The organism is Streptomyces sp. 147326 (assembly GCF_045000215.1).
GTDB lineage: Bacteria > Actinomycetota > Actinomycetes > Streptomycetales > Streptomycetaceae > Streptomyces.
Map to the genome: position 1 here is coordinate 7,458,881 of NZ_CP134201.1, position 26,407 is coordinate 7,485,287.

General features: G+C 74.1%; 20 protein-coding genes. 9 read left to right on the forward strand and 11 right to left on the reverse strand.

What is annotated here, in order from left to right; all coding sequences use genetic code 11:
* The first annotated feature begins 57 nt into the window (after nt 1-57).
* Complete coding sequence (gene recQ, locus RIU97_RS34265; RefSeq protein WP_404961380.1) at nt 58-2,058, forward strand: DNA helicase RecQ; 2,001 nt, start codon at nt 58-60, stop codon at nt 2,056-2,058.
* A gap of 301 nt (nt 2,059-2,359) precedes the next feature.
* Nucleotides 2,360-4,297 (forward strand): hypothetical protein, encoded by a 1,938-nt coding sequence (locus tag RIU97_RS34270; RefSeq protein ID WP_404961381.1) that lies wholly within the window; start codon nt 2,360-2,362, stop codon nt 4,295-4,297.
* A gap of 25 nt (nt 4,298-4,322) precedes the next feature.
* Here RIU97_RS34270 and RIU97_RS34275 read toward each other — a convergent pair whose 3' ends face one another.
* The gene (locus RIU97_RS34275) at nt 4,323-4,679 is read right to left on the reverse strand and encodes a VOC family protein (RefSeq protein ID WP_404961382.1); all 357 of its coding nucleotides are present in this window, start codon (nt 4,677-4,679) and stop codon (nt 4,323-4,325) included.
* 90 nt (nt 4,680-4,769) lie between these two features.
* Nucleotides 4,770-6,959, reverse strand: coding sequence for a catalase/peroxidase HPI (gene katG, locus RIU97_RS34280; protein ID WP_404961383.1), 2,190 nt, complete (start codon nt 6,957-6,959; stop codon nt 4,770-4,772).
* Between the two features lie 189 nt (nt 6,960-7,148).
* Here katG and RIU97_RS34285 point away from each other — a divergent pair, with 189 nt between their 5' ends.
* On the forward strand, nt 7,149-7,577 hold the full coding sequence (locus tag RIU97_RS34285; protein ID WP_404961384.1) for a Fur family transcriptional regulator: 429 nt from the start codon (nt 7,149-7,151) through the stop codon (nt 7,575-7,577).
* A gap of 82 nt (nt 7,578-7,659) precedes the next feature.
* On the opposite strand, the gene RIU97_RS34290 is transcribed toward RIU97_RS34285, so the two are convergent.
* The 3 genes from RIU97_RS34290 to RIU97_RS34300 form a co-directional block, all read right to left on the reverse strand.
* Nucleotides 7,660-9,222 (reverse strand): DUF4139 domain-containing protein, encoded by a 1,563-nt coding sequence (locus RIU97_RS34290; RefSeq protein ID WP_404961385.1) that lies wholly within the window; start codon nt 9,220-9,222, stop codon nt 7,660-7,662.
* An 8-nt stretch (nt 9,223-9,230) separates the two neighbouring features.
* Entirely contained in the window at nt 9,231-11,318 is a 2,088-nt protein-coding gene (locus RIU97_RS34295) for a DUF4139 domain-containing protein (protein ID WP_404961386.1), read from the reverse strand.
* Between the two features lie 175 nt (nt 11,319-11,493).
* The gene (locus RIU97_RS34300; RefSeq protein ID WP_404961387.1) at nt 11,494-12,144 is read right to left on the reverse strand and encodes a TetR/AcrR family transcriptional regulator C-terminal domain-containing protein; all 651 of its coding nucleotides are present in this window, start codon (nt 12,142-12,144) and stop codon (nt 11,494-11,496) included.
* 27 nt (nt 12,145-12,171) lie between these two features.
* Here RIU97_RS34300 and RIU97_RS34305 point away from each other — a divergent pair, with 27 nt between their 5' ends.
* Entirely contained in the window at nt 12,172-13,689 is a 1,518-nt protein-coding gene (locus tag RIU97_RS34305; protein WP_404961388.1) for an FAD-dependent monooxygenase, read from the forward strand.
* Nucleotides 13,690-13,714: 25 nt separating this feature from the next.
* Here the strand turns inward: RIU97_RS34305 and RIU97_RS34310 are convergent, their stop codons facing one another.
* Together RIU97_RS34310 and RIU97_RS34315 are read right to left on the reverse strand one after the other, a co-directional pair.
* On the reverse strand, nt 13,715-14,086 hold the full coding sequence (locus RIU97_RS34310; RefSeq protein WP_404961389.1) for a hypothetical protein: 372 nt from the start codon (nt 14,084-14,086) through the stop codon (nt 13,715-13,717).
* A 219-nt stretch (nt 14,087-14,305) separates the two neighbouring features.
* Entirely contained in the window at nt 14,306-14,515 is a 210-nt protein-coding gene (locus tag RIU97_RS34315) for a hypothetical protein (RefSeq protein WP_404961390.1), read from the reverse strand.
* Nucleotides 14,516-14,803: 288 nt separating this feature from the next.
* On the opposite strand from RIU97_RS34315, the gene RIU97_RS34320 reads away from it, so the two are divergent.
* Nucleotides 14,804-16,003, forward strand: coding sequence for a S8 family peptidase (locus RIU97_RS34320; RefSeq protein ID WP_404961391.1), 1,200 nt, complete (start codon nt 14,804-14,806; stop codon nt 16,001-16,003).
* A gap of 80 nt (nt 16,004-16,083) precedes the next feature.
* On the opposite strand, the gene RIU97_RS34325 is transcribed toward RIU97_RS34320, so the two are convergent.
* The 3 genes from RIU97_RS34325 to RIU97_RS34335 all read right to left on the reverse strand — a co-directional run bounded on the left by RIU97_RS34325 (nt 16,084) and on the right by RIU97_RS34335 (nt 18,981).
* The gene (locus RIU97_RS34325) at nt 16,084-17,229 is read right to left on the reverse strand and encodes a PI-PLC domain-containing protein (RefSeq protein WP_404961392.1); all 1,146 of its coding nucleotides are present in this window, start codon (nt 17,227-17,229) and stop codon (nt 16,084-16,086) included.
* A gap of 114 nt (nt 17,230-17,343) precedes the next feature.
* Nucleotides 17,344-18,075 (reverse strand): sigma-70 family RNA polymerase sigma factor, encoded by a 732-nt coding sequence (locus tag RIU97_RS34330; RefSeq protein ID WP_404961393.1) that lies wholly within the window; start codon nt 18,073-18,075, stop codon nt 17,344-17,346.
* Between the two features lie 150 nt (nt 18,076-18,225).
* A complete protein-coding gene (locus RIU97_RS34335) occupies nt 18,226-18,981 on the reverse strand; it encodes a hypothetical protein (protein ID WP_404961394.1) in 756 nt (251 codons plus the stop codon).
* Nucleotides 18,982-19,311: 330 nt separating this feature from the next.
* On the opposite strand from RIU97_RS34335, the gene RIU97_RS34340 reads away from it, so the two are divergent.
* Both RIU97_RS34340 and RIU97_RS34345 read left to right on the forward strand, forming a co-directional pair.
* The gene (locus RIU97_RS34340) at nt 19,312-20,430 is read left to right on the forward strand and encodes an MFS transporter (protein WP_404963040.1); all 1,119 of its coding nucleotides are present in this window, start codon (nt 19,312-19,314) and stop codon (nt 20,428-20,430) included.
* Nucleotides 20,431-20,489: 59 nt separating this feature from the next.
* Complete coding sequence (locus tag RIU97_RS34345; protein ID WP_404961395.1) at nt 20,490-21,530, forward strand: sugar ABC transporter permease; 1,041 nt, start codon at nt 20,490-20,492, stop codon at nt 21,528-21,530.
* Here RIU97_RS34345 and RIU97_RS34350 read toward each other — a convergent pair.
* Nucleotides 21,517-22,728 carry an acyl-CoA dehydrogenase family protein gene (locus RIU97_RS34350; RefSeq protein WP_404961396.1) on the reverse strand — a complete coding sequence of 404 codons (1,212 nt, stop codon included), beginning with the start codon at nt 22,726-22,728 and terminating at the stop codon, nt 21,517-21,519. The two genes, RIU97_RS34345 and RIU97_RS34350, sit on opposite strands and share 14 nt — an antisense overlap.
* Before the next feature lie 128 nt (nt 22,729-22,856).
* Here RIU97_RS34350 and RIU97_RS34355 point away from each other — a divergent pair, with 128 nt between their 5' ends.
* Nucleotides 22,857-24,644 carry a CoA transferase gene (locus tag RIU97_RS34355; RefSeq protein WP_404961398.1) on the forward strand — a complete coding sequence of 596 codons (1,788 nt, stop codon included), beginning with the start codon at nt 22,857-22,859 and terminating at the stop codon, nt 24,642-24,644.
* Nucleotides 24,641-26,389 (forward strand): class I adenylate-forming enzyme family protein, encoded by a 1,749-nt coding sequence (locus RIU97_RS34360; protein ID WP_404961399.1) that lies wholly within the window; start codon nt 24,641-24,643, stop codon nt 26,387-26,389. The genes RIU97_RS34355 and RIU97_RS34360 overlap by 4 nt, the downstream gene beginning before the upstream one ends.
* The last annotated feature ends 18 nt before the right edge of the window (nt 26,390-26,407 follow it).

Sequence of the window (26,407 nt, forward strand, 5' to 3'; positions counted from 1 at the left end):
TCCACAGGTTCCGGTGAGCGGAGCAGGGGTGTCGGCGGGTGCCGCTAGGCTTCTCGAATGGCCGCTCCGGACACCACCCACGAAATCTCCGATGCTCTGCAGGTGCTGCACCGCGTCTTCGGTTACAGCTCCTTCCGCGGCGAGCAGCAGGAGATCATCGACCAGGTCGTCGGTGGCGGTGACGCCCTCGTCCTGATGCCGACCGGCGGCGGCAAATCGCTCTGCTACCAGATCCCCGCGCTGGTCAGAGACGGTACGGGCGTCGTGATCTCGCCGCTCATCGCGCTCATGCAGGACCAGGTGAACGCGCTCACCGCCCTCGGGGTGCGGGCCGGGTTCCTGAACTCCACGCAGGACCACCACGAGCGGCAGGCCGTCGAGCAGGCCTTCCTCGCCGACGAGCTGGACCTCCTCTACCTGGCCCCCGAGCGGCTGCGCACCGAGGGCACGCAGCGGCTGCTCGACCGGGGCAAGGTGTCGCTCTTCGCGATCGACGAGGCGCACTGCGTCGCCCAGTGGGGTCACGACTTCCGGCCCGACTACCTCGCGCTGTCCATGCTGCACGAGCGCTGGCCGAAGGTGCCGCGGATCGCGCTGACCGCGACGGCCACCGAGGCCACCCACGCCGAGATCGTGGCGCGGCTCGGCCTGGAGGACGCCCGGCACTTCGTCGCCAGCTTCGACCGGCCGAACATCCAGTACCGGATCGTCGCGAAGAGCAACCCGCAGCGGCAGCTGCTGGACCTGATCCGGACCGAGCACGACGGGGACGCCGGGGTCGTCTACTGCCTCTCGCGGGCCTCGGTGGAGAAGACCGCGGCCTTCCTGGCGGAGCAGGGCATCGACGCCGTGGCGTACCACGCCGGAATGGACGCCCGTACGCGCGCGGCGAACCAGGCGCGCTTCCTGCGGGAGGACGGGGTCGTGGTGGTGGCCACGATCGCCTTCGGCATGGGCATCGACAAGCCGGACGTGCGCTTCGTGGCACACCTGGACCTGCCGAAGTCGGTCGAGGGCTACTACCAGGAGACCGGCCGCGCCGGCCGCGACGGGGAACCGGCCACCGCGTGGCTGGCCTACGGCCTGCAGGACGTGGTGCAGCAGCGCAAGCTCATCGACGGCTCCGAGGGCGACGATGCGCACCGCCGCTCCCTCGGCATGCACCTCGACGCCATGCTGTCCCTCTGCGAGACGGTCGACTGCCGCCGGACGCGGCTGCTCGAGTACTTCGGGCAGTCGGGCGAGCCCTGCGGCAACTGCGACACCTGCCTGACGCCGGCCGAGTCCTGGGACGGGACGGTCCCGGCGCAGAAACTGCTGTCCACGGTGTGGCGGCTCGCGCGGGAACGGCGCCAGAAATTCGGCGCCGGCCAGATCATCGACATCCTGCAGGGCAAGAAGACCGCCAAGGTCATCCAGTTCGACCACGACGCGCTCTCGGTGTTCGGCATCGGAGCCGATCTGAGCACCGCGGAGTGGCGCGGGGTCGTGCGCCAGCTGCTGGCGTCGCGGCTGCTGGCGGTGGAGGGCGACTACGGGACGCTCGTGCTGACCGACGACAGCGGCGAGGTGCTGGGCGGGCGCCGCAGCGTTCCGATGCGCAAGGAGAAGGCGCCGGCCGGGCCGGCGAAGAAGGAGTCCGGGTCGCGCTCCGGGAAGGGCGCCCGCGTGCCGGTCGACCTGCCGGCCGCGGCCGAGCCGTTCTTCCTGGCGCTGCGCGCCTGGCGGGCCGCGACGGCGCGCGAGCAGGGCGTACCGGCGTACGTCGTCTTCCACGACGCGACGCTGCGGGAGATCGCGACGCGACTCCCGGCCACCGAGGCGGAGTTGGGCACCATCGGCGGGGTCGGCGAGGCCAAGCTCGCCAAGTACGCCCAAGGCGTCCTGGACACCCTGGCGGAGTGCAACGCCACCGGGCCTGCCGCTGCTGCCGCCGGGCCCGGGCCTGCCGTCGCCGCGCCGCGGGCCGAATCCGGCCGGCCGGCCGCCGCCGGCCCGGCCGACGAAGAGCCGCCCTTCGACCTGGACGAGGAACCGCCGTGGGACGACTGGCAGTAGCCGGTCCGCAGTGACCGGTTCCGGCGCCCGGCAGGCACGTTGCCTGCCGGGCGCCGCGGTCAGGATGCGATCGGGTGACGGGCCGGGAACCGGGCCAGGAACCGGGCCGGGCACTCTGCGACCGGCCGGGACCGTTCGATGGGGTGGCCTGCGTCCCTGACCCGCGGGTTCCCTCCCCGTCGGCCTTCTGACCCGTGGCGGCGCCCGCCCGAGACCGGCCGGTGAGGCGGGACCCGGTGGGGTAACCCGCCCTCGTACGGGCTACTTTCGTAGCCACGACCGGCGTGGGGGAGAGAGACCTGTGGACGAGCGGCTCGAAGCCGAAGGCGAAGTGGCGGTGGCACGGCTCGCCATCGACAGCGATGATCTGCCGCACGCGGCGGCACACCTCGCAGGCGCACTCACCGCAGACCCCCGCCACCCCGACGCCTACGAGGCGCTCGCCGAACTCGTCGCGGCCGCCGGTGGCCACGCCGCCGCGCTGCGGCTGTTCGCCGACGACGAGCCCACCATCGGCGCGGTCGCCTGCGTCGCCCAGCTCCACGCCGCCGTCGGGGACTGGGAGCCCGCCGTCGGCGTCCTCGCCTCGGTCATCGGAGCCGACCCCGCCCGGCCCTGGGCCGAGGTCGCCTGGCTGGCCGACCCGGCCCTGCCCGGCCGGCTCGCACCGTCCGCCGTGGCCCAGGCCGTCGCCCGGATCTCCCGCACCCTGCCCGAACCCCTGCCGCAGCCGCTCCGCGACGGGGTCCAGCCCTTCTACGCGCTGGTCAGGGCCTGCGTCGCCGCCCACCCGGGACACGTACTGCTGAACACGCTGGCCTCCACCCTGGCCCGCCGCTTCGGCGACGTGGCCGACGCCGTCGCCTGGGCCGAGCGTGCCCGGCGGGCCGACCCCGGCCACTGGCAGGCCATCGCGCTGGGCTCCGCGCTGCGCGCCGCCGGGCGGACCGACGAGGCCCTCGCCGTCTGGGAAGCGGAGATCGCCCGCGACCCCTCCGACCGGGACCTGTACGTCGACGTCGCGCAGCTGTACGGGCGGACCGGCCGCCCCGCCGCCGGCCTGGCCTGGCTCGAACGCGCCCTCGCCGCCGAACCGCACCACCCCAAGGCCGCCCCGGCCGTGTTCGCGCTGCGCCACGCCGTCGACGGCGGCACCGCGCACCTGCTGGCCCTCGCCGACCACCTGCGCACCCACCCCGAACACGGCTACGCCGCACAGCTCCTGGACGAGCTGTGCGAGGACCGGCCGTGGCTCGGCCACGTGCACCCCGCCTCCGAGGCGAGCGTCAACGTGCTGCACCAGATGCTCGCCGAGCCCGACGCCGCCCGCGACCACGAGATCGAGCTGCTCATCTCGAACCTGGAAGCCCCCAGTACGCGGCTCGCCGTGACCATGGGCTTCCCGCGAGCGCGGATCGCCAACCAGGCAGTGGCCGCTCCCGATCCCCGGGAACCGCAGCGCCAGGTCGGCGTCCGGCTGTGGGAGTTCGGCGGCCCCGAGGGACTCGACGCCCGTCCCGCCGTCGCCCCGCCGTCGCCCGAGGCCGCCGAACGCGTGCGCCAGGTCGCCGCGTTGAGCTGGGCCGCGCCGGGGGCCGCGTACGACCACGCCGTACGCCTCGCCGACCTGAGCGCCGAGGACCTGCTGGCCGTCTGCGTGCACCCGCCGCTGCCGCGCGAGGGAGACCAGGGCCAGTACCTGCTGGGCCGGCAGCCCGAGATGTGGGTCCGCGCCGTGCAGACCTTCGCCTGCCTGGGCCTGGCCCACCACCGCGCGGACGAGCCCTGGGAAGGCTCCCGGCGCAGGGCCCTGCTGCTCGACCTGCTCTTCGGCCCCGAGGACTGGACCAACGAGGCCGCGGGCTTCGCGCTGCTCGCCACCGCCTGGGTCGACCCCGCCGCCCGCGAGGACGTCGGGCACCAGCTCGCCGACCGGATGATGGGGGTGAGCGAGGCCTGGCAGCAGCGCGACGCGACGATCCTCGCTTCGCTGTGCCGCCTCGTGCAGGCGTGCCCCTGGCTGGAGCCCACCTTCCTCGACCTGGCCGCGAAGATGCTGACGGCGGTGGCCGAGTTCGACGCACAGGCTCCGGACGAGGACGAGCGGCGCCGCGCGGAGATGACCGCCGCGATGGAAGCGCGGCAGGCGGGCTCCCCTGCGGTGCCGGCTCCGCAGGGCGGGCGGGAGAGCGGCAGGGGCCGGTCCCTCCTCGCCCGTCTCCGGGGCCGAGGGCGCTGAACCGCCGGGCGGGGTGACCGCCGGATCAGGTGCGGCGCGGGGCCAGGACGCAGAACTCGTTGCCCTCCGGGTCGGCGAGCACCACCCACGTCACCTCGGGGCCCTGCCCCACGTCGGCCGGGCGTGCGCCGTGCGCCAGGAGGCGGCGTACCTCCGCGTCCTGGTCGTCGGGGCGGAAGTCGAGGTGCAGGCGGTTCTTCACCGTCTTGGCGTCCGGCACCGGCACGAAGACCACCCCCGGCAGCCGTTCGGGTGCCGGGCGGATCTCGTACTCGTCCGGGTCGTCGTTCACGACGACCCATCCCAGGGCCTGCGCCCACCAGTGCCCCAGGACCGCCGGGTTCCCGGCGTCGACGACGAGCTGCTCCCACTCCAGTGCCATGCGCCGAGCGTAGGCCCCGGCGCCGGCGCACGCACCCGGTCGGATCCCGGGTGCCCGGCCGGACGGCGAGGGCCGGCCGGGACCCCGGGATCAGGCGAGGTCGAACCGGTCGAGGTTCATCACCTTGTCCCAGGCCGCCACGAAATCGCGTACGAACTTCTCTCCCGCGTCCTTGGACGCGTAGACCTCCGAGAGGGCCCGGAGCTGGGAGTGCGAACCGAACACGAGATCGACGGCGGTGGCGGTCCACTTGGCCCTGCCCGTGGCGACGTCCTGGCCCTCGAACACGTTCTCCGCCGTGGCCGACGCCTTCCACTCCGTACCCATGTCGAGCAGGTTGACGAAGAAGTCGTTGGTCAGCGTCTCCGGCCGCTGGGTGAAGAGGCCGTGGGAGGACCCCCCGAAGCCGGTGTTCAGGGCCCGCATGCCGCCGACCAGAACCGTCATCTCGGGCGCGGTCAACGTCAGCAGGCTGGCGCGGTCCAGCAGCAGGGTCTCCGGCGACAGCTTCTCTCCCGCCGGGAGGTAGTTGCGGAACCCGTCCGCCTTGGGTTCGAGTACGGAGAACGCCTCGACGTCGGTCTGCTCCTGCGAGGCGTCCGTGCGCCCCGGTGCGAACGGGACCGTGATGTCGTGCCCGGCCTTCTTCGCGGCCTGCTCGACGGCGGCGCACCCCCCCAGGACGATCAGGTCGGCGAGCGACACCTTCACCGGCCCGGCCTGCGCGCCGTTGAAGTCGCGCTGGATCCCTTCCAGGGTCCGCAGCGTCTCGGCCACCTCGGGCAGGGCGTTGACCTCCCAGTCCTTCTGCGGCGCGAGCCGGATCCGTGCCCCGTTGGCCCCGCCGCGCTTGTCGGTGCCGCGGAAGCTCGCGGCCGCCGCCCAGGCGGTGGTGACCAGCTGGGAGACGGACCGGCCCGAGGCGAGGATCCGGGCCTTGAGGTCGGCGATCTCCGCGTCCCCGACCAGCGCGTGATCGACCTCGGGTACGGGGTCCTGCCACAGCTGCGGCGCGGGGATCCACGGGCCGAGATAGCGCGAGAGGGGGCCCATGTCGCGGTGCAGCAGCTTGTACCAGGCCTTGGCGAACGCGTCCGCGAGCCGGTCCGGGTTCTCGTGGAAGGCCTTCGAGATCGGCGCGTAGACCGGATCCAGCTTCAGTGCGAGGTCCGTCGTCAGCATCATGGGAGCGTGCCGCTTCGACGGATCGTGGGCGTCGGGCACCGTGCCCTGGGCCGCGGGATCCTTGGGGGTCCACTGCTGTGCGCCGGCCGGGCTCGTCGTCAGCTCCCAGTCGTAGCGGAACAGGTTGTCCAGGTAGCCGTTGTCCCACTTCGTCGGCTCGGAGGTCCACGCCCCCTCGAGACCACTGGTGAGCGAGTCGACGCCCTTGCCGCTGCCGTACGAGTTCTTCCACCCGAGGCCCTGCTGCTCGATCGGGCAGGCTTCCGGTTCCGGACCGATGTAATCGGGCCCGACCGCGCCGTGGCACTTGCCGAACGTGTGGCCGCCGATGATGAGCGCGACCGTCTCCTCGTCGTTCATGGCCATCCGCGCGAACGTCTCGCGGATGTCCCTGGCGGCGGCGATCGGATCCGGGTTGCCGTTGGGCCCCTCCGGATTGACGTAGATCAGGCCCATCTGCACGGCGCCGAAAGGACCGGTGAGTTCCCGGTCGCCGCTGTACCGCTCGTCTCCGAGCCACGTGTCCTCGGGCCCCCAGAAGATTTCCTCGGGCTCCCAGATGTCCTCTCGTCCGAATCCGAATCCGAACGTCTTGAATCCCATCGATTCCATGGCACAGTTACCGGCGAAAACCAGAAGATCGGCCCATGAGATCTTCCGCCCGTACTTCTGCTTGACCGGCCAGAGCAAACGGCGCGCCTTGTCGAGGCTCGCGTTGTCCGGCCAGCTGTTGAGGGGGGCGAAGCGCTGGGCACCGGAGCCGCCACCGCCCCGGCCGTCCTCGATGCGGTAGGTGCCCGCGGCGTGCCAGCTCATCCGGATGAAGAGCGGCCCGTAGTGGCCGTAGTCGGCGGGCCACCAGTCCTGCGAGTCCGTCATCACCTCGAAGACGTCCTGCTTCAGCGCCTCGACGTCCAGGGACGCGAACTCTTCCGCGTAGTCGAAGTCCTCACCCATCGGATGCGAACGGGGCGAGTGCTGGTGGAGAACCTGAAGGTCCAGCTGATCCGGCCACCAGTCCCGGTTCGCCCGGGGGCGGGTCGACGTGGGGGTCGGGGCGGGGATTACTGGGTTCTCGCTTTCGCTGCCGGACACGTCAGTCCTTCTTCCTGTCTCGGTGTTTCCCTCTGCTCACGAACGGCGCCGATAATCGAGCGGGTATCGGCGTCCGTATGGTCGCGCACCGCGGACCGCGCGGCCGCGAGAACACGCAGAGGGTGACGGAAGCGGAAGGGGAACGGGAATTGTTTTCCGGCGCGGCACGCAAGGGAGAGGTGGACCGGCATGAGTGACCTGACGGAGCGACTGCGAGGACGTGGCTGGCGCATGACGTCCCAGCGGCGCGTCGTGGCGGAGGTCCTCGACGGCGAGCACGTGCACCTCACGGCCGACGAGGTGCACGCCCGCGCGGCCGAGCGGCTGCCCGAGATCTCCCGGGCCACCGTCTACAACACCCTGGGCGAACTGGTCTCGCTCGGTGAGGTCGTGGAGGTCTCCGCGCACGGCCGCGCCAAGCGCTACGACCCCAACGCGCACCAGCCCCACCAGCACCTGGTGTGCTCCGGCTGCGGCCTCATCCGCGACGTCCACCCGACCGGCGATCCACTGGCGGGCCTCGCGGTGGAGGAACGCTTCGGCTTCACGGTGTCCGAGGCCGAGGTCACCTACCGGGGGCTGTGCCCCTCCTGCGCTTCAGGTCCGCCGCACGGGTGAGTGCCCGGAGCACGGCGGGATCAGGGGCCGCCGCTCAGAGCCCGCCGAGCTCAGAGTCCGGCGAGCTCGGAGTCCGGCGGCCTCAGAGTCCGGCGACCTTGGAGCTCGCCGACAGCTCGTAGACCAGGGTGACCGTGCGCCGGCCGCCGGGCGGGAGGGCGACGTCCCAGCGGGCGATCCCGTCGGCGTCGACCACCTCGGGCGGCGGGGAGCAGGCATCCTTGCGCAGGCGTACCTCCACCGCCGAGACCTCGGAGACCGGGATCCGCTCCCGCAGCACGACCACCCGGTCACCGCGTTCCCCGGGTGCGGAGAACCGGGACAGGTGCAGCCGGACCGTTCGGGTGACCACGGTCCGCTGCATGATCCCGGCGGACTCCCGGGACTCCTCCGTCTGCCGGACCACCCCGTGGTCGTCGCGACTGCCGAAGGCGAGCTCGACGCGGGCGCCGGGGGCCGTGAAGTCCAGCGTGCCGCGGCCACTGAATCCGCTGCCGCGGACCAGGTCCACCGGCCCGGCGAGCAGCGCGTGGCCGGACGGGTTGTCGAACCGCACCACCTGGGTGACCAGCGGCGACACCTCCGGTGAGCAGGCGTACTCACTGCTCGCGTCCGCGGTGAACACGGAGAGCGGCACCCGGTGGGCGCGGCCGTCCCCGGGCACGGAGACCGGCGCGGGGGAGTGCAGCACGCGCGCCTCGCCTCCGTCGTCCACCCCGGGCAGGCCGAGCACCGGGGCCGGCCCGAGGGAGCCGATCTCCTCCTCGCGCAGCTCCACGTCGACCGTGCGGCGCTCCGCCGCGGAGCGGTCCTTGAGCGTCAGCCGGTCCTCGCCCAGCCGTGGCGGGTCGGTGGCCAGCGCCGAGCGGGCGGTCGACAAGGTCAGCCGTACGTCCGACCAGTCCTCACCGGTGCGCTGCCAGACCACCGCGTCGGTCTCCAGCGTCAGGGCGTCCCCGTCGAGGACGGCCCGGTAGGCGGGCCGCCACAGCGCACACGGGGTGAGGTGGCTCAGGCGCAGCCCGACCGGCCCGGCGACCGCGGCCTCCACCGTCAGCTCCACATGGCCGACCAGCTCGGCCGGCTCCTCCTCGGAGAGGTCCATGGCCCGCTGGACGGCGCCGAATTCGGTGCCGAGCTCGGCCAGCCGGACCTCCACGATGCGCAGTCGCTCACCGTGCGTGTCGCGCTCCGCGTCCAGCCGGTCCAGTTCGCGGGTCCAGCGCGGCCGTTCGGCCTCCCCCGAGCCGGCGCCCTCGCCGATGTCCCGCAGCAGATCGGCGGCGAGGCGGCCCAGCAGGGCGAGGCGGGCACGCAGCCGGTCACGCCGCTGCTCCAGGGCCGTCCGCTCCTCTTCGAGGGCGTGTACGCGCAGGCGCAGCGCGGAGTCCTCGTCGGCGGAGGGCAGCGGCCCGCGCGGCGTCCAGCTGCGGACGATCCGCACGTCGAGCACCGTCGCCGGGTCGTCGGCGGTCAGCTCGGCATGAAGGGTCCGGTCGACGGCCAGCGCACTGACCGGCCCGAGCCGCAGCCGCTGGACGCCGGCCTCCAGGTCGAGCACGACGGTGCGTTCGACATGGGCGCGGTCCTCGAGACAGGTGACGGCGGTGACGGGGAGGGCGATCGGCTTCGGGGCCGTGGACATGGGGTGCGTCAGCTCCTGCGGTTGCCGCCGACCAGGGCCTTGCCGGTCGGGATGCGGATCTCGTAGCCGCCGCCCAGGGCGGCGGTGGCGCCGGCGGGCAGCTCCAGCCGCCAGAGACGGGTGCCCGGGGCATGGTGTTCGGGCCCCTTGCCCTCCTCGGGCGCCGTCCAGTCGGCCCGTTCCTCGATGCGGACGTCCGGATCGGAGGTGACCGGAACCCGCTCGCGGACCTCGACGGTGACGGGCCTCGCCAGCCCGTTGGCCAGCTCCACGTGCACGCGGTGGTCGAGCACGGTGGTGTTGCCCCGCAGGCCCGCGGTCGACTCGTGCACGTTCGTACGGCGGGTGACCCGGATGCCCTCGGCGCGCCCCAGCCCGACCCGGCGGACACCGCCGGGGGCGAGCGTGGGCAGTGCGGCGGTCAGCAGGAACTCGTCGTCGACGACCACCTCCACCGGGCCGGCCAGCAGCGCCTGGCCGGTGGCGTTCGAGAGCACCAGCGTCGCGTACACGGTCTGCTCGACGGAGGGCACGCAGAGGTACTCGGTGCGCAGGCCGACCGGGACCTCGGCGACGGTGACGGTGTGCCAGGTGCCGTCCGAGGGGACGTCGGCGCGGGCGGCGGCATCGAAGCGGTGGTCGAAGGAGCCCGCCGACTCGCGGGGCCGCACGGCCTGTCCGGGCAGCGGCAGCGCGGCCACCGCTTCGGCACGGCGACGGCACTCGGCCGCCACCGGATCGATGGGAGCGCCGGGGAACAGCCGGCCCCGGCGACCGCCCTGCTCGTCGGGGCCGCACAGGGTGAGGGCGGCGTAGTCGAGTTCGGCGCCGCTCGGCTGCGGCGGGCCGGCCACCGGTTGCGGCGGAGGCGGCGGCGGGGCTCCGCCCGGAGCCGCGGGAGCCGCGGGTGCCATCGCGGCGGGTGGCATGGCGGCGGGGGCCCCTGCGAAGGACCGGGCGGCGGTACGCGGCCTGGCGCCCGGCCGCGCGGGGGCCGGCCGCGCGGGGGCCGCCTGCGCGAAGTCGGGCATCGCGCCGCCGTAGCCCTGTGGTGCGGGCGGGGGAGGCGGCGGTGGCGGAACGGGACCGTACGCGGAGCCGCCCCCGGAAGGCCTGGCGGCCGAGGGAGCGGAACCGGCCCCGACAGCCGAAGGGGTGGCGGCCGTGACGGGTCGGGGGCCGGCCGCCTCGTACCCGGCGAACAGGCCGGCGAGCCCCGCGGGGGGCTCGCGCCAGCCGGAGGGCGCGGGGGCGGGCTGACTGCGTCCGATCCGGATCGAGCGGAGCTTCGGCAGGTCGGTGCGGCGCCGGAGATCGGCGGTGGCCAGGGCGATGCGCACGCCGGTCCAGTCCTCGCCGGTCCGCTGGGCGACCGACGCGCGCAGCACCAGGTGGCCGCTGTCGTCGCCCTGACGGTGAGTGAGCCGGTAGGCCGGCACCCAGACGGCGCCCGGCACCCCGTACTCCAGCTCCAGTTCCACCTCGTCCTCGGCGGCGCCGTCGAGGGTCAGGACGGCGCAGACGGTGGTCTCCACGTGTGCCGGCGGTGCGTCGGTGGAGGCGCGGGCGAGCCGGTCGGCGGCGACGGTGAGTTCGTGCTCGGCCCCGCGCAGCGTCTCCTCCAGCTCGGCGAGGCGGGCGTGCAGTCCGGTCAGCCGCTCCTCGACGAAGTCGGCCAGATCCAGCCACGCGTCGACCGGGGTGCGGCGGTGCGGGTCGTCGCGCCTGCGGGGAGGCGGCACCGGGTGAAGGGCTTTGACTTCCTCGATCAGGCTCAGCTGTCGGTCCCGGCGGGCCCGCGCCGCCGTGTACGCGTCGCCCAGCCGCTCGACCTCGCGCCGCAGCTCGTCGGGCGTGCCCGCGCCGAGCGGTTCGGCTTCGACCTCCACCCGGGCCTCGGTGACGCGCACCCCGGGAGCCCCCAGGACACGGGCCCGCAGCGAGCCCGGATCCAGCGAGCGGGGCAGCCCCGTCACGCGTACCCGGCCGTCGGGCGGCACGCTGCCCCGGGCCAGGCGGCGGCAGAGCGCGCCCTGTGCGTACACCACGACCGAATCGAGGGTCGCCCCCCAGGTCCGTGCCGTTTCCGCCGTCATGTGTTCCGCCCCCCGCCGCTCCATTGGGCGAAAGCCTACGCCGGAACCTGTTGTGGGGCGCCCGCCGGACCCTGGGCGCCTCCGCACCGCACTCGTACGCGGACCTGGACGGCTGACGGCCGGGTGAGCGCCGGGACTTCCCCGGTGTGCGGGCGGGGCTGCCCGTGACGAGAGCTCAAGCGATGCCGTAGCGGGCCTCGATGCCCGCGATGAGCAGGCGCAGGCTCTCCTCGAACCCCGTGCCGAAATCCTGGAAGAGTTCGGCTCCGGCGGCCGCCGCCAGGGGGAAGTCCGCCATGCGCGCGGCGCGTTCGTCGACGTCGTAGCCGTCGCGGCGGTCACCCGGCAGGGGTTCGACCCCTTGTTCCTCGGTGACGAAGCCCAGTGTGAAGTAGTAGGCCGTGGTGAGGGCGCGTACGGCCTGGGCGGGCTCGAAGCCCGCTGCACCGAAGGCGCGGAGGTTCTCCTCCAGCTGGACCGCGTGCTCGGTGCCGGTGAAGCGGGAGCCGCTGTAGACCTTGGCGCCGTCGCGGTAGCCGAGCAGGGCGTCCCGCAGCCCCCTGTTGAAGGCCATCAGCTGTTCCTGCCACGTGGCGTCGGGGGCGATCCGCTGCCCGGCGACCATCCGGCGGTACATCTCGGTGGCCATCTCGTCGAGGAGTTCCTGCTTGTTCTTGAAGTGCCAGTAGAGGGCCGGCGCCTGGACGTCGAGCTCCTTGGCGATCGCGCGCAGCGTCAGTCCGTCGAGGCCGACCTCGTTCAAGAGCCGCAGCGCGGTGTCGACGGCCTGCTTCTTGTCCAGCTTGGGGGGTTTCCGGGTTGCCACGGTTGACAGTTTAACACCGTTAAATGCATGCTGGGGAGCGCAGCACTTAACAACGTTAAGGAGAATGCCGTGGACACGCACGCCCCCGCACACCACACCGACGTGCTCATCGTCGGAGCCGGCCCCACCGGGCTCGCTCTCGCCATCGACCTCGCCCGCCGCGGAGTCGCCGCCCTCGTCGTCGAGCGCTCCGGTTCGCTCTTCCCGGGATCGCGCGGCAAGGGGCTGCAGCCCCGCACGCTGGAGGTGCTCGACGACCTCGGCGTGCACGACGCGATCCAGGCGGCCGGAGCCTCGTACCCGGTCGGGGTGATCTGGGAGGACGGCGTCCGCACCGGCGAGCACCGGATGTTCGACGCGGCCGTACCGGACGAGGGCGCCCCCTACGCCGAGCCCTGGATGGTGCCGCAGTGGCGTACGCAGGAGATCCTCGCCGCGCGGCTCGCGGAGCTGGGCGGCGAGATCGCCTTCGGCCGGGAGCTGACCGGCATCGAGCAGGACCCGGAGGGAGTGACGGCCGCCTTCGTCTCCGGGCCGCCCGTCCGGGCGCGGTACGCCGTGGCGGCGGACGGCGGCCGGTCCACCGTGCGGCGGGCGCTGGGCATCGGCATGACCGGCGAGACGGTCGACCCGAACCCGATGCTGGTCGCGGACGTCCGGCTCGAGGGCCTCGACCGCGACCACATGCACGTCTTCCCGCCGGCCGAGGGCGGGGGCTATCTCGCGATCTGGCCCCTGGCCGCGACCGAGGAGTTCCAGGTGGTGGCCCAGTTCCCGGAGGGCACCGAGCCGGACCTCTCGCTCGAAGGGATCCGCAAGGTGGTCGGCGCCCGCTCCCACCTCGCGCCCGGTGACGTGAAGGAGGTGCGCTGGGCCTCGGACTTCCGGCCGCGGGCCGCGATGGCCGACCGCTTCCGGGACGGCCGGATCTTCCTCGCCGGTGACAGTGCGCACGTGCACTCGCCCGCCGGCGGACAGGGCCTCAACACCAGCGTCCAGGACGCGTACAACCTGGGCTGGAAGCTGGCCGCCGTGCTGCGCGAGGGAGCCCGCGCGTCGCTGCTCGACACCTACGAGGAGGAGCGGCTGCCGGTCGCCGCCGAGATGCTCGGCCTGTCCACGCGCATCCACCGCGGCGAGGCACGGCGCGGCGAAGCCACCCGACAGCTCGGCATCGGCTACCGGGATTCGGCCCTCGCGGTGGAGACCCGCGACGGCCTGGCCGAAGAGGCCCTCCGGGCGGGCGACCGCGCACCGGACGGGGTGCGCGGCGGCGTCCGGCTCTTCGAGGAATTCCGGGGCACGCACTGGACGCTGCTGACCGTCGGCACCGGCACCGGCACCGGCACCGGCACCGGCACCGGCCTGCCGGACCTGCCCGACCTGTCCGGACTCCCCGGGCTCGCGGCCGTCCGTACCGTCCGGATCCCCTCGTACGAGGCCTACGGGGACGGGCTGTTCCTCATCCGCCCCGACGGCCACGTCGGCTGGGCCGGCCCGAGCATGGAGGGCCTGGCCTCCTACGCGGCCGGGATCGCCGCGTAGGCGAACTGCTCCACGGTGCGGTGGGTCATCCCGGGTCGCCGCCGGCCCGGCTGTCGGCGCCCCGCACCGCCGCGAGGCACTGGTCGTACAGCTCTGCCAGGTCGAGTCGTCCGTTGCGCGCGGCCCGGAGTTCGGTCACGGTGTCGACGCGGGCGAAGGCCGTCGCGACGATCGCCCTGACGCGCGGATCGGGGGCGGTACGGGGGTCGGTACGGGGTCCCGCGCCCAGCCGGACCTGGACGACCGGGACGAGTTCCCCCTGCCAGGATGAGGGCGTCCCAGGGGGAGAATCCGGCCGGCTGCTGCTCGACGCGCTTCTCGCCAGCTCCCCCAGCGCGTCCTGGTCTCCGCAGACGACTGGGCCGTCTCGGTGGATTCCACGATCGTCCGGGCTCACCAGCACGCAGCCGGGCCGCAAAAAAGGGGGGCTCCGGCCGGTGAGCCGGACGACCACGCCATAGGCCGCTCCCCGGGGCGGACCGACCACGACTGCGCGATTCCCGGCGCCGCGGGCGACCCCGGCGGTGCTCCCGGTCCCGTTGGACCAGCAAGGTCACCGGCTGCGGCGGTCGTCCGGGCCCTCGGCCGCCTCGCGGCCGAGGGGGCGTGACGACCCTCAGCGGTCGTCGCGCATGTCGTCCAAGTCCTCCTCACGCAGGTCGTGCATCACGTCACGCATCGTCGCGTCTTCGCGGCCGCGCTCGTGCGCGACCTCGTCGGGGCTGCGCGGCCGGCCGCCCGTCTTCAGCTGGTCAGGTTCCGGCGAGCGCCCGCGGATCTGCTCCTCGCGGCCCTCGCCCGGCATCCGGCGCTTGTCTCCACCCATGACGGTTCACGCTCCTCACGGGATTCCCGATAATCGGCGCCTAACCCGTCAGGGCCCCGCCAAACACGCGCGCCCCGGCCTCCCGCCGCCGAAGCGATCATGTGTCCATTCCGTGCAGGGGTTCCAGAGAACATGTGTGCGAGGTGGAGGCGGTGCGGAGAGCCCATTAAGAAACCTTGTTGAAGAAGCCCTTACCCCTGGTTCGCTCTTGATTTGCTCCTGTCAATCGGAACAGGGTTCTCCAGACGGTTTGACGCCCCACACGTCAACACGAGGAGAACCCTCTACATGGCAACTCACAAGCGATCCAAAGCCCTTCGCAACACGGCCATAGCCGCGAGCGCCGCAACTGCGGCCGCGGTGGCCCTGTTTGCGAGCCCCCTCGCGGGGGCGGCCACACCGGCCGAAGGGACTGTGCACGGACTCGGCGTAGCAGACGCCGTGGACGGCAGCTTCGTCGTCATTCTCGACGCATCCGCGAACAAGGAGGACTTGGCGAAGAAGTACGGCGGCAAGCTGGAGCGCTCGTACGGCTCGCAGGTCAACGGCTTCTCCGCATCAGGCATGACGGTGAAGGAGGCGAAGCGGCTCGCCGCGGACCCGGCCGTCGGCACGGTCGTGCAGAACAAGCGCTTCCGCATCAACGAGACGCAGGAGAAGCCCCCGTCCTGGGGCCTGGACCGGATCGACCAGGCCGCCACGGCCGGCGACGACAAGTACACGTACCCGGACGGCGGCGGCGAGGGGGTGACGGCGTACGTCATCGACACGGGTGTCAGGATTTCGCACAAGGACTTCAGCGGTCGGGCCGCTCACGGTTTCGACGCGATCGACAACGACGACACCGCTGACGACGGCAACGGCCACGGCACCCACGTGGCGGGCACCATCGCCGGCACTTCCCACGGCGTCGCCAAGAAGGCCAAGGTCGTCGCGGTGCGGGTGCTGGACGACAACGGGTCCGGCACCACCGAGCAGGTCGTGGCGGGCATCGACTGGGTGACGAAGAACCACTCCGGGCCGTCGGTGGCCAACATGAGCCTCGGCGGCGGCGCGGACGAGGCGCTGGACGCAGCCGTGAAGCGGGCCGTCGCCTCCGGCGTGACCTTCTCCGTGGCGGCCGGAAACGAGTCCTCCGACGCTGGTCAGGGCTCGCCCTCCCGGGTGCCCGAGGCCCTCACGGTCGCATCCAGCACCGAGGGCGACCAGCAGTCGGACTTCTCGAACTTCGGCTCGGTGGTGGACCTGTACGCGCCGGGCTCGGAGATCACGTCGGCCTGGAAGGACAGTGACACGGCCGTCAAGACGATCTCCGGGACGTCGATGGCCGCCCCGCACGTGGCGGGCGCTGCCGCGCTCTACCTGGCGGCCCACCCGTCGGCGACGCCCGCCGACACGGCCACCGCGCTGACCGGTGCCGCGACGAAGGGTGCCATCAAGAACCCGTCCTCCGGCACCGCGAACAAGCTGCTGAAGGTAACGCCGTAGTCCCGTGATGCGGTAACGGCTTGACCGGGAGCGGCCCTCCACATCGTGGAGGGCCGCTTCGGCGTGCGTGCGGGGGGCTTTCAGGGGCCCGCGTTGAGCTCCGCGACGATCGAGGCGGGAGTGTGGCCGCTTCCGTCCGACAGGCGGTGGAAGTCGACGGAGACGAAGTTCGGATCACGGCCTCCGGTGGCCGTCCGGCACTGCCCCGCGATGCGGTTCCTCAGCTTGGTGCCGTTGTCCAGGGCCGCCGTCATGACGGTCGGCACGTTGCGGTGGTGGCTCATGGTGAACAGGCGCCGGAATCCCGGCTCCTGACGGTCCAGCGGTACGTCGGACCAGCGGCTGACGCAGGCGAGGTCGTTGCCCAGGTCGCCGAGGCTCCAGTAGTTGCTCACCGTCCAGGACTTGTCGTACATGACGCCCAGGTGCTCACGGTCGGACCGGTCGGAGAAGATCAGCAGCCGCTTGCCGGCGGTCACGAGGTCCGCCACCTTCGGCCATCCGTGCCGGCGTACGCCCCACTCGTCGGGCCGGAACACCATCTCGGGCAGCCCTCTGACCCTGCCGAGGGACTGTTGCAGCTGCTCGGCGCTGACGTAGTCCTCGAGGAAGATCGTCACCACCTCCTGCGGATGGGCGGCCAGGAAGTCCACCACGGTCTGCATCGTGCCGTGGAAGGACTGCCGGGGGAGGGCGTACGTGGCGCCGGCGAAGGTCTTGCAGTCGCCGTGGCACAGGTACACGTCGCTGGGGTAGCAGTCGCTGCCGAAGCTGATGACGCACAGCCAGGTGCTGCGCTCGTACCAGTGTGTGTCCAGGCTCAGGCCGCGGACCCCGTTGTCGAGCTGGGCGCGCACCGACTCGGCCTGGTTCACCGAACTCCAGCGGGAGTCCTCGTAGTTGGTGAACGCGTTGTGGGTGGTCAGGAAGGCGGCCTCGTCGAGGCGCCGGTCACCCCAGCGGGCGGCCGCGGCACCGGCCGCGCTCGTGCCCGCCGTCGCGGTGGCGGCGGAGGCGGGGGCGGGGGTAGACGGGCGCGGGCCCGGGGGCGAGGCGGCGGCGGAGGCGGAGGCGGGGGTAGACGGGCGCGGGCGCGGGGGCGAGGCGGCCGCGGCGGTCGTCGTACCGAGCAGGGTCAGCAGGAGGAGTCCGACGAAGGCGCGCCGGCCGGTACGCCGGCGAAGGCGCCCGCGCACCCAGGTCTTTAACATGCCCATGTCAATCATGCGGTGGAGGGTAGCGCGCCCGCCGTCGAATGCGGAGCCCTCGTACGCGTGCGGCCGCCGCCGGCCACGGGAGGGCTGCGGTGACACCGAGCCCTCCCGTGCTCCCTGGTCGGATCAGGCGGGTGACGGGGCGAGCGCACCCTTCCGCACGGCCGGCGCGGTCGGCACGGCCCGCGCGGTCGGCACGGCCGGCGCGGCGAACCGTTGTCCCCGCTCCGCGAGCGGAAGCTCCGGTGCGGGTGCGGCCGCCGTGGTGTCCGTCAGCAGCTCGATGAGGGAGGTGCGGGCACGGGCCACCCGGGAGCGGACGGTGCCGATGGGGCAGCCGATGGCCTCGGCCGCATCCGCGTACGGCAGGCCGAGGAGCTGGGTGAGGACGAAGGCGTCCCGGCGCTCCGACGGGATCGCGGCCAGGAGTTCGGCCAGTGCGACGCCCTCGTCGAAGCCGGGGACGTCGCACGGCTGGGTCTGTTCGGCGGCGGTCTGCCAGTCGTAGCGGTCCGAGAGCCTGGGCCGGGCGGCGGCGTGGCGGAGGCTGTCGACGACGGTGCGGCGGGCGATGGACAGCAGCCAGGTGCGCGCCGAGGAGCGGCCTTCGAAGCGTGGGAGGGCGGCGAGGGCCCGGAGGAACACGTCCTGGGTGAGGTCGTCGGCGGCCTGGGTGTCGGCGCTGAGGTAGGCGACGTAGCGCCAGACGTCGCGGTGCAGCGCACGCACGAAGCGGTCGGCCTTCGCGGGGTCGCCGTCGCGGGCGTCCAGGGCCAGTCGGGTCACCGCCGCGTCGGCGGTGTGCCGGTCGGTCTGTTCGCCGGCGGGACGGTGCTGGGTGGGCAGGGCAGGAGTCATCGCCACAGGTCCTTCGGGGAAGGGAGGTCCGGCGCCGCCCGCAGGCGGGGCCGGTGAGGGGTGTACGGCCTGCCGGAGGCAGGGCCGATGCCCGAGGTGCGAGGGGCGTGCGCGAACGCGGAGGCCGACGCGTACTCGGGGAGCCGGCTGTCAGAGGACAGCGGTTCCCGTCGGGGGACCCCGTGAGGTGATGGCGTGGACGAGGAGCAGCCGGCGCAGCGCGTGGCGCCGGCGCGCACGGCGTACGAGGACGCGCGGCGGGTGCGGAGTCGCGGCCGGGCGGAGCAGCAGGCGCAGCGGTGTCCAGAGCCATCCGGCGACGGCGCGCAGGATGCGGAAGGCGGCTCGCTCTCCGTAGGCCAGCCACAGGCCGCACACCACCGCGGCCACGAGGTGGGCGGTGAGCATCGCGGTCGGCGACATGCCGCCCATGTCGTGGCCGCCGCCCGGCATCGCAGTCCCGGCGGACACGGCGCCGGCCGTCTCGTGCACGGCGTGGTGACCATGAGCGGCGGCATCGGAGAGCGCGGTGCCAGGCGGAGGCCGGAAGACCAGCCCGCCGACCCCGGCGTCGTTGACCACCTTCAGCGCCTCACGCGCGGAGACGGCGGCGGTCGCCCCGTCTCCGCAGGTCAGGTACTCGGCCCACTGGCGGGCGAACGAGGCCCCGGTGGGCAGGGACGGGCGGACCAGGGACTGGGCCAGGGAGAACCCCGCGTGGAGCGCGGCCTGGACGGTGACGGCCGCGCCGGTGACGGCGAGCAGCCCCCGTTCCCGGCCGGTGAAGGCCCAGGCCGCTCCCGCCGTGCCGGCGAACGCGGCGGACAGGGCCCACCAGGGCACGGCCGTGCCCGACATGAGGATGTGGCCGGTGGCCGCGAGCAGCACGCAGAGGGCTGCGAACATCGCAGCCCGTACGACTCGTGAACATCGGCCCGGGTTCATGGCGGGGCTCATCCTCGCACCAGCTTCCGGGAGTTCGAAGAAGGGTGCGCACTTCTGGACAAGTTCTGGTGGCCGGCCCGGCTGCGCCTTGAGCGCCTGCCCCTTGTGAGCCGGAACACAGCGAGCGGGCGGAACTGGAGGGCCTCGCCGGCCGACTGCATGGCCGGTCGGAAGGAAGTGCGCGCAGCGTGGGGAAGGGAGCCATCAGTGGCGGTGGAGGAACCCGGGACCGTGCGGACGCGTGCGGACGAGGCCACGGAACACCGGCTGACGGCGCTGCTCACGTGCGCCATGGCGTTCTCGATGCTGCAGCTGTTCCTGCTCGGCGCCCTGAGCCCGCGGCTGGTCGACGAACTGGGCGTGTCGCCCGCGGTCCTCGGCCTCACGACGACGCTCGGCTTCGGGACGGCCGCCCTGCTGTCCCCGGCCGGCGGCCGGATCGTCGACCGGATCGGCCCGCGCCGCTCGCTGGTCGTCCTGCTGCTGCTGTCGGCCGCGGCCCTCGCCCTGATCGGCGCCGCGCCCGGTGCCGGTGTGCTGCTGGGCGCCGTCGCACTGGGCGGCGTACCGCAGGCGCTGGCCAACCCCGCCACCAACAAGGCCATCATGCGCGTCGTTCCGGCGGCCCGGCGGGGTGCGGTGACGGGACTCAAGCAGTCCGGTGTCCAGCTGGGCGCCTTCGTGGCCGGACTGCCCCTCGTGATGCTGGCGGGCGGGATCGGCTGGCGGGGTGCGGTGTGGACGGCGGCCGGCGCGGCCCTGCTCGCCGGGGGGTGGGCGCTGCGGGCGTTGCCCGACGATGCCCCGCCGCCCCCGGCCGGACCGGGCGGCTCGCTCGTTCCCCGCGGGATGGTCGCCTGGCTGGCAGCCTTCTCGCTGTTCCTCGGGGCCGGCATCGCTTCGGTCAACACCTACCTGGCCCTCTTCGGGGCGCAGCGCCTGGGCATGGGACCGACGGCCGCCGGCGCCCTGGTCGCCGTACTGGGCGTCGCCGGGATCGCCGGCCGGATCGGCTGGTCGAAGGCGGCCCGGCCCGGGCGGGCCGAGTGGCTGCCGGGAGGGCTCGCCTGCGGTGCGCTCGGGGCGGCCCTCCTCCTGGGCGCCGCGCTCTTCGCGGGCCCGCTGGTGTGGATCGGGGCGGTCGCCGTCGGCGTGTTCGCCGTCTCCGGGAACGCCGTATCCATGGTGCTGGTCATGCAGCGGGCCGCCCCGGGCCGGGCCGGGCAGGACTCGGCGCTCGTCGCGGCAGGGTTCTTCGGCGGATTCGCCCTGGGGCCGCCCCTGTTCGGCCTGCTGGCCGGGAGCGGCCGGTACGGCTACGGGTGGCTGCTGGTCGCCGTGGAGTTCGCGGCGGCGGGAGCCGTCGCCTTCGCCTGGGCCGCGCGGGACCGGCGGAAGGTCACCTCGTGAACACCGCGACGGCACCCGTGGATTGGGCCGAAAACGCCCTCGCAGCCGTGATCGGGCGCGTGAGCGTGACCGAGGCCCAGGTCGGCGAGCGCTTTCCGCTCCACGCGGAGCCCGACGACGGGAGATGGACGACCACCGGCCGAGGTTCGTGGACCGGCGGCTTCTGGGCGGGGCTGCTGTGGCTGCGCGCCCGCTACACCGGCACCGACGCCGACCGGCGGGCCGCCGCCGCGTGCACCGCCCGGCTCGCGCCGTGGGCGGACGCCGACACCGCCACCCGGGGCCTGATCTTCTGGTACGGGACCTCGCTCGCCGGAACCGATCCCGAAGCCGCCCGGCTGCGGGAACGGGCCGCCCGGGCCTGCCTGTCGGCCTACGACCCCGAACTCGGCCTGGTGCCCTGGGGCGACGCGCTGGGCGGGCCCCGCCTGCTGGCCCGCGTGGACGGCGTACCGGGCATGGTGCCCCTGCTGGCGGGCGCCGGGGCGAAGGGCACGGCCGCCGCGGCCGGCCACCTCCACCGGCACCTCGACCTCTGCCTCGGCTCGGGCGGGGAGCGGCGCCCGTGGCTGTGGCCCGCCCGGCTGTTCGACGAGGGCGCCGGATGGCAGCGCTGCGACGAACCCGCGCCGGGCTGGAGCCGGGGGCAGGCCTGGCTGCTCCTGGCCGTCGCCGACGCCCTGACGCGGCCCGGCCTCGTGAGCGGTGACTCCGCCCGGCTCGACGAGGCGGCCGGACAGCTGCTGTCGCAGGGGGAGGTGCTCTCCGGACGGCTGGTACCGCCGGCCGGCGCCTCCCGGCCCGGCGGCCCCCTGGACACGTCGGCCGCCGCGATCACCGCGGTGGCCCTGCTGAAGCTCGCACGGGCCTCCGGCCCCCGGGCGGAAGCGTGTTCGGACCGGGCCGTGGCCATCCTGAACCGCCTGGCACAGGCCCACCTGACCGGCGCGTGCTCCGGCCGCCCGCCGGGGATGCTGCTGGACGGCTGCTACGACGCCGCGAAGGGACTGGCGGTCCGGCACGAGCTGATCTGGGGCGACTTCTTCCTGGCGCTCGGGCTGGCCGCGCTGGACGGCCTCGTCGACATCACCCGCGTGTAGGCCCCCCCGTGCCGTGCTCGCGCAGGACGCGGCGGGCCACGGAGGTGATGTGGAGCTCGTCGGGGCCGTCGAGGATGCGGGCGGCGCGCCCCGTACGGAAGAGAGCGGGCAGGGGGGTGTCCGGACCGAGCCCGGCGGCGCCGTGGACCTGGATGGCCGAGTCCGTGACCTGCTGGAGCATGCGGGCGGCGGCGACCTTGGCCAGCCCCACCTCCGTACGGGCGTCCTGCCCGGCCGCGATCAGGCCCACCGCCTCGTGGACGAGGGGACGCGTGGTGCGCAGCGCGAGCAGGGCGTCGAAGACGTGCTGCTGGACCAGCTGGTGGTCGGCGAGGGGCCCACGGGATCCGCTGCGGGTGGCGGCCCGTGCGCACATGAGGTCGAAGGCGCGCTGGGCCTGGCCCAGCCAGCGCAGGCAGCGCAGCGTACGGCCCAGCAGCAGCCGCTCACCCGCGAGGGCGAGGGCGTTGCCGGGCTCGCCGAGGAGGTGGTCGGCGGGCACGCGGACCCGGTCGAGTTCGATCTCGTACTGACCCGCCGCGCCGAGCACGGGGAGTTCGCGGACCACGCGGAAGCCGGGGGAGGCGGTGGGCACCAGGAACAGGGAGAGGCCTTCGCGGTCCCCGGCGGTTCCGCCGGTGCGGGCCAGCACGGTCACCAGGTCGGCGCCCGCGGCGCCGGAGGTGAACCACTTGCGGCCGGTGACGCGCCAGCTGCCGTCCGCAAGGCGCTCGGCGCCGGTGGCGGTCGAGAACGGGTCGGTGCCCGGCACGTCCGGCTCGGTCATCGCGTAGCAGGTACGCATCTCCCCGGCGACCAGCCGTTCCAGGTACTCCTCGTGGACCCGGGGCGTGCCGTGGCGGGCCAGCATGGTGACGTCGAGCAGGGGAGCGGAGCCGAGCGCGACGGGACCGTGGTCACTGGCGCCCTCGGCCTCGGCCAGCGCGGCGTACGCGGCGAAGGACAGTCCGCCGCCGCCCAGTTCGGCCGGGAGCGGGAGCGCCCAGAGCCCTTCCTCCCGGGCCTGCCCCCTCAGCTCGGCGAGCGCTGCGGCCGCCGCCGGGCCGCCCGCGTCCAGCACGCCCTCCCGGGGGATCACCCGGCCGCGGACGAACGCGCCGACCCGGGCTTTCAACTCGGCTCCTCGGAGCTCGTGTGGGGCGGCCGTGCCTGGATCTATCACTGTTTTCCTCCTCATTCCCGGGAACTCGTGGGAACGGTTGTCCGACTGTCTGTCCGTGGAACTGGTCGGGTGCGAACGCTCCCCGGTTCCCGCGTATCGCACGAACCGGGCGACGGCCACCGCCGCGCCGGGAGAGGAGAGGCATGGCGTCACCAGCCACCACGCAGACGGTCCGGCCGCTCGACACACTGCGCTTCGACACCTCGGGGCCCCCGCAGATCACGGAGGTCGTCGCCGGCCACCTGCGCATGCTCGGCGCGACCGGGGACCATGGCGGCCAGGCCCCGCCGGACCGCATCACGCTCACCGGCGGCGGCTTCGCACCGGCGCGGGCGGCCGCCACGTGGGCGGGTCCCGCGAGGGGGCTCGTCGACGAGGCGACCGTCCAGGCCGCCACCGGCATCATGGCCGTACACGGCCGCCGGGACGGCTCCCCGCGCGGACTGGCCGCCGACTACGCGGCCACGGCCACCGCCGTCCTGACCGTGCAGGGACTGCTCGCCGGCCTGATAGGCCAGGCCCGGGGCGGGCCCGCCGCCCAGGTCACCACCCGCGCGGACCGGGCGGGCCTGCTGACGGTGTCCCAGTACCTCGCCGCAGCCGGAGCCGACGAGGGCGAGGCGGCCGAACTCGCCGCCGGCGGCCCGCCCTTCCGCTCCGCCGAGGGAGTCCTCTTCGAGCTGGAGACCCTCGACCCGGGTGCCTGGGCCGCCTTCTGGCGGGCACTGGAGGCGCCCGCCGATGCGATCCGGGCAGGCTGGCGGCCCTTCCAGTTCCGGTACGCCACCGCCTGCGCGCCGTTCCCGCCGGCCCTCCACGAGGTCACCCGGGCCATCCCCATGACGGGCATCCGGCGGGCCGCCGCGCTCTCCGGCGCCGAAGTCTGCGTCCTGCGCACCCTCGCGGAAAGGGCACTGGAGGACGACGGCGCCGCTCCCTGGGCGCTGCGGCTCCTCGAGCCGGAAGCCGGCCGTCCGAGAACGGCGGCCGGGCGGGGCGACGGCCCCTCCGCGGGCCGGCCGCTGGCCGGACTGACCGTGCTGGAGGCCGGCCGCCGCATCCAGGCCCCGCTCGCCGCCCACCTGTTGGGCCTGCTCGGCGCCGAGGTGATCCGGATCGAGCCGCCGGGCGGGGACCCGCTGCGCGGCATGCCGCCCGCCTGCTCCGGAATCTCCGCGCGCTGGCTCGCCCTCAACCGGGGCAAGCAGGCGGTGGAGATCGACATCAAGGCGGACGCAGACCGGCGCAGGCTGCGCGAGATGGCCGCGGAGGCCGACGTCTTCCTCCACAACTGGGCCCCGGGCAAGGCCGCCGAACTCGGCCTGGACCACGACGACCTCGCGGCGGTGAACCCCGCACTCGTCTACGCGTACACCAGCGGCTGGGCCGACCGGCTCGGCGACGCCCCCATCGGCACCGACTTCATGGTCCAGGCCCGCACCGCGGTCGGCGAGGCCGTCCGCCCCCAGGACGAGGCCCCGGCCCCCTCGCTGATGACCCTGCTCGACGTCCTCGGCGGACTGCACGGCACCGAGGCGGTCCTCGCCGGACTCCTGCTGCGCGAACGCACCGGTCACGGCGTACGGGTGGACTCCTCCCTGCTCGGCGCCGCCGACACGCTGACCGCGCCCGCGCTGCGACGTGCGGTCCGGGGCGAGGACCCCCGGCGGCCGGCCGGATTCCGGCGCCCCCTGCCCACGGCCGACGGCTGGATCGCCCCGACCGACGAGGGCGCCGCCGCCGCGGGAGCGTACGACCTGCGCGAACTGCCCACCGCGGACGCCCTCAAGCAGCTGCGGGAGCACGGCCTGACGGCCACCGCCGTCACCACCGAACTGGCCGACCTGCACCACGACCGGCGCTTCACCGGCTCGATCAGCCGCGACGCGCACGGCGCCCCTGCCGTTCCCGACCCCTGGAGCTTCGGATGACCGTCGAATTGCACGACCTGCTGCCCGCCGACCTCCGCCGCTCCTGGGTGGTCGACGGCACCTGCCCCGACCTCGACCTCTACAGCCTCTTCCGGGCCCGGCAGATCGCCGACCTGCACGCCACCGCCGTCATCGACGCCAAGGGCCCGCTCTGTTACACCGCACTGGACCGCAAGGTGCGCGCCCTGGCCACCGGCCTGCGCGACCTCGGCATAGGACCGGGCGACGTGGTCGGCGTCCAGCTCCCCAACCACCGGAACGCCGTCATCGCCGACCTGGCCCTGGCCGCCCTCGGCGCGGTGGCCCTGCCCTTCCCCGTCGGCCGCGGCAGCCTGGAAGCGGAATGCCTGCTTCGCCGCGCCGAGGCCGTCGCCGTCATCGCCGCGATCGACCACCGAGGCAGCCGGCACGCCGCCGACCTGCACACCCTGGCGCCGGCCCTGCCCGCCCTCCGGCACGTGATCGCAGCCGGGGCGGGGACGGCACCCGAGGGAACGGTCGCCTTCTCTGCCCTGCTGCGCTCCGACGCGAGCGCCTTCGTACCGGCCCGGCCCGACCCGGACAGCGCGGCCCGCATCCTGGTCTCCTCCGGCTCCGAGGCCGAGCCGAAGATGGTCGCGTACTCGCACAACGCCCTCGCCGGCGGCCGCGGGAACTTCCTCGCCTCCCTGATGCCCGACGGGACCGCGCCGCGCTGCCTCTTCCTGGTGCCGCTGGCCTCCGCCTTCGGCTCGAACGGCACGGCCGTCACCCTGGCCCGGCACGGCGGCACGCTGGTCCTCCTCGACCACTTCACCCCGGAAGCGGCCCTCGCGGCGGTGCGGGAGCACGCGCCCACGCACATCCTCGGCGTGCCCACGATGGTCCGGATGATGCTGGACCGGCTCGAGGGCGACGGCGGCGCGCTGCCCGCCCCCACCGCCCTCGTCCTGGGCGGATCCGCGCTCGACGAGCGCACGGCCGAGGACGCCGCCCGCGCGTTCGGCTGCCCGGTCGTCAACCTCTACGGCTCGGCCGACGGCGTCAACTGCCACACCGGACTGGCCAACGACACCCCGCCCGCCGACGGCCAGGGGGTCGTGGCCGGGCGCCCCGACCCCCGGGTCGCCGACATCCGCATCGCCGACACCGAAACGCACGAGCCGCTGCCGGACGGCAGCGTCGGGGAGATCATCGCGCGCGGCCCGATGACCCCGCTCTGCTACGTCGCCTCCCCGGACCTCGACGCCCGCTACCGCACCCCCGACGGCTGGGTCCGCACCGGAGACCTCGGCTTCCTCGACGGGGCGGGCACCCTCCACATCGTCGGCCGGCTCAAGGACATCGTCATCCGCGGCGGCGCCAACATCAGCCCCGCCGAGGTCGAACGCCGGCTGGCCTCCCACCCGTCGGTGCGCGACGTGGTGTGCGTGGGCGTTCCGGACGCGGTGATGGGGGAGAGGCTGGCGGCCTGCGTCGTTCCCCGCACGGCGCACGCGCCGTCCCTGAAGGAGCTCTGCGCGCACCTCACGGAGTGCGGGCTCGAGCAGCGCAAGTTCCCCGAGCGGCTCCTGGTCGTGGCCGAACTCCCGCTGACCCCGGCGGGCAAGCCCGACCGGGGCGCCCTGCGCGCGCGCCTGACCGACATCCGCCCGCAGCCGGAGACCGGCACCGTCCCGCGGCCGGCGACCGGCGTCCCGCAGTTGGGGACCGGCACCGTCCCGCAGTTGGCGACCGGCAGCGTCCCGCTCGCCCAGGCCGGATGAGACGGCGGGGCCCGGCCG

What these genes read in the sequence shown, in the direction of transcription:
- recQ (WP_404961380.1), top strand. Translation starts at nt 58, where the DNA reads ATGGCCGCTCCGGACACCACCCACGAAATCTCCGATGCTCTGCAGGTG.
- RIU97_RS34275 (WP_404961382.1), bottom strand. Translation starts at nt 4,679, where the DNA reads ATGGCACTGGAGTGGGAGCAGCTCGTCGTCGACGCCGGGAACCCGGCG.
- RIU97_RS34285 (WP_404961384.1), top strand. Translation starts at nt 7,149, where the DNA reads ATGAGTGACCTGACGGAGCGACTGCGAGGACGTGGCTGGCGCATGACG.
- RIU97_RS34290 (WP_404961385.1), bottom strand. Translation starts at nt 9,222, where the DNA reads ATGTCCACGGCCCCGAAGCCGATCGCCCTCCCCGTCACCGCCGTCACC.
- RIU97_RS34295 (WP_404961386.1), bottom strand. Translation starts at nt 11,318, where the DNA reads ATGACGGCGGAAACGGCACGGACCTGGGGGGCGACCCTCGATTCGGTC.
- RIU97_RS34305 (WP_404961388.1), top strand. Translation starts at nt 12,172, where the DNA reads ATGCTGGGGAGCGCAGCACTTAACAACGTTAAGGAGAATGCCGTGGAC.
- RIU97_RS34315 (WP_404961390.1), bottom strand. Translation starts at nt 14,515, where the DNA reads ATGGGTGGAGACAAGCGCCGGATGCCGGGCGAGGGCCGCGAGGAGCAG.
- RIU97_RS34320 (WP_404961391.1), top strand. Translation starts at nt 14,804, where the DNA reads ATGGCAACTCACAAGCGATCCAAAGCCCTTCGCAACACGGCCATAGCC.
- RIU97_RS34325 (WP_404961392.1), bottom strand. Translation starts at nt 17,229, where the DNA reads ATGATTGACATGGGCATGTTAAAGACCTGGGTGCGCGGGCGCCTTCGC.
- RIU97_RS34330 (WP_404961393.1), bottom strand. Translation starts at nt 18,075, where the DNA reads ATGACTCCTGCCCTGCCCACCCAGCACCGTCCCGCCGGCGAACAGACC.
- RIU97_RS34335 (WP_404961394.1), bottom strand. Translation starts at nt 18,981, where the DNA reads ATGTTCGCAGCCCTCTGCGTGCTGCTCGCGGCCACCGGCCACATCCTC.
- RIU97_RS34340 (WP_404963040.1), top strand. Translation starts at nt 19,312, where the DNA reads ATGGCGTTCTCGATGCTGCAGCTGTTCCTGCTCGGCGCCCTGAGCCCG.
- RIU97_RS34350 (WP_404961396.1), bottom strand. Translation starts at nt 22,728, where the DNA reads ATGAGGAGGAAAACAGTGATAGATCCAGGCACGGCCGCCCCACACGAG.
- RIU97_RS34355 (WP_404961398.1), top strand. Translation starts at nt 22,857, where the DNA reads ATGGCGTCACCAGCCACCACGCAGACGGTCCGGCCGCTCGACACACTG.
- RIU97_RS34360 (WP_404961399.1), top strand. Translation starts at nt 24,641, where the DNA reads ATGACCGTCGAATTGCACGACCTGCTGCCCGCCGACCTCCGCCGCTCC.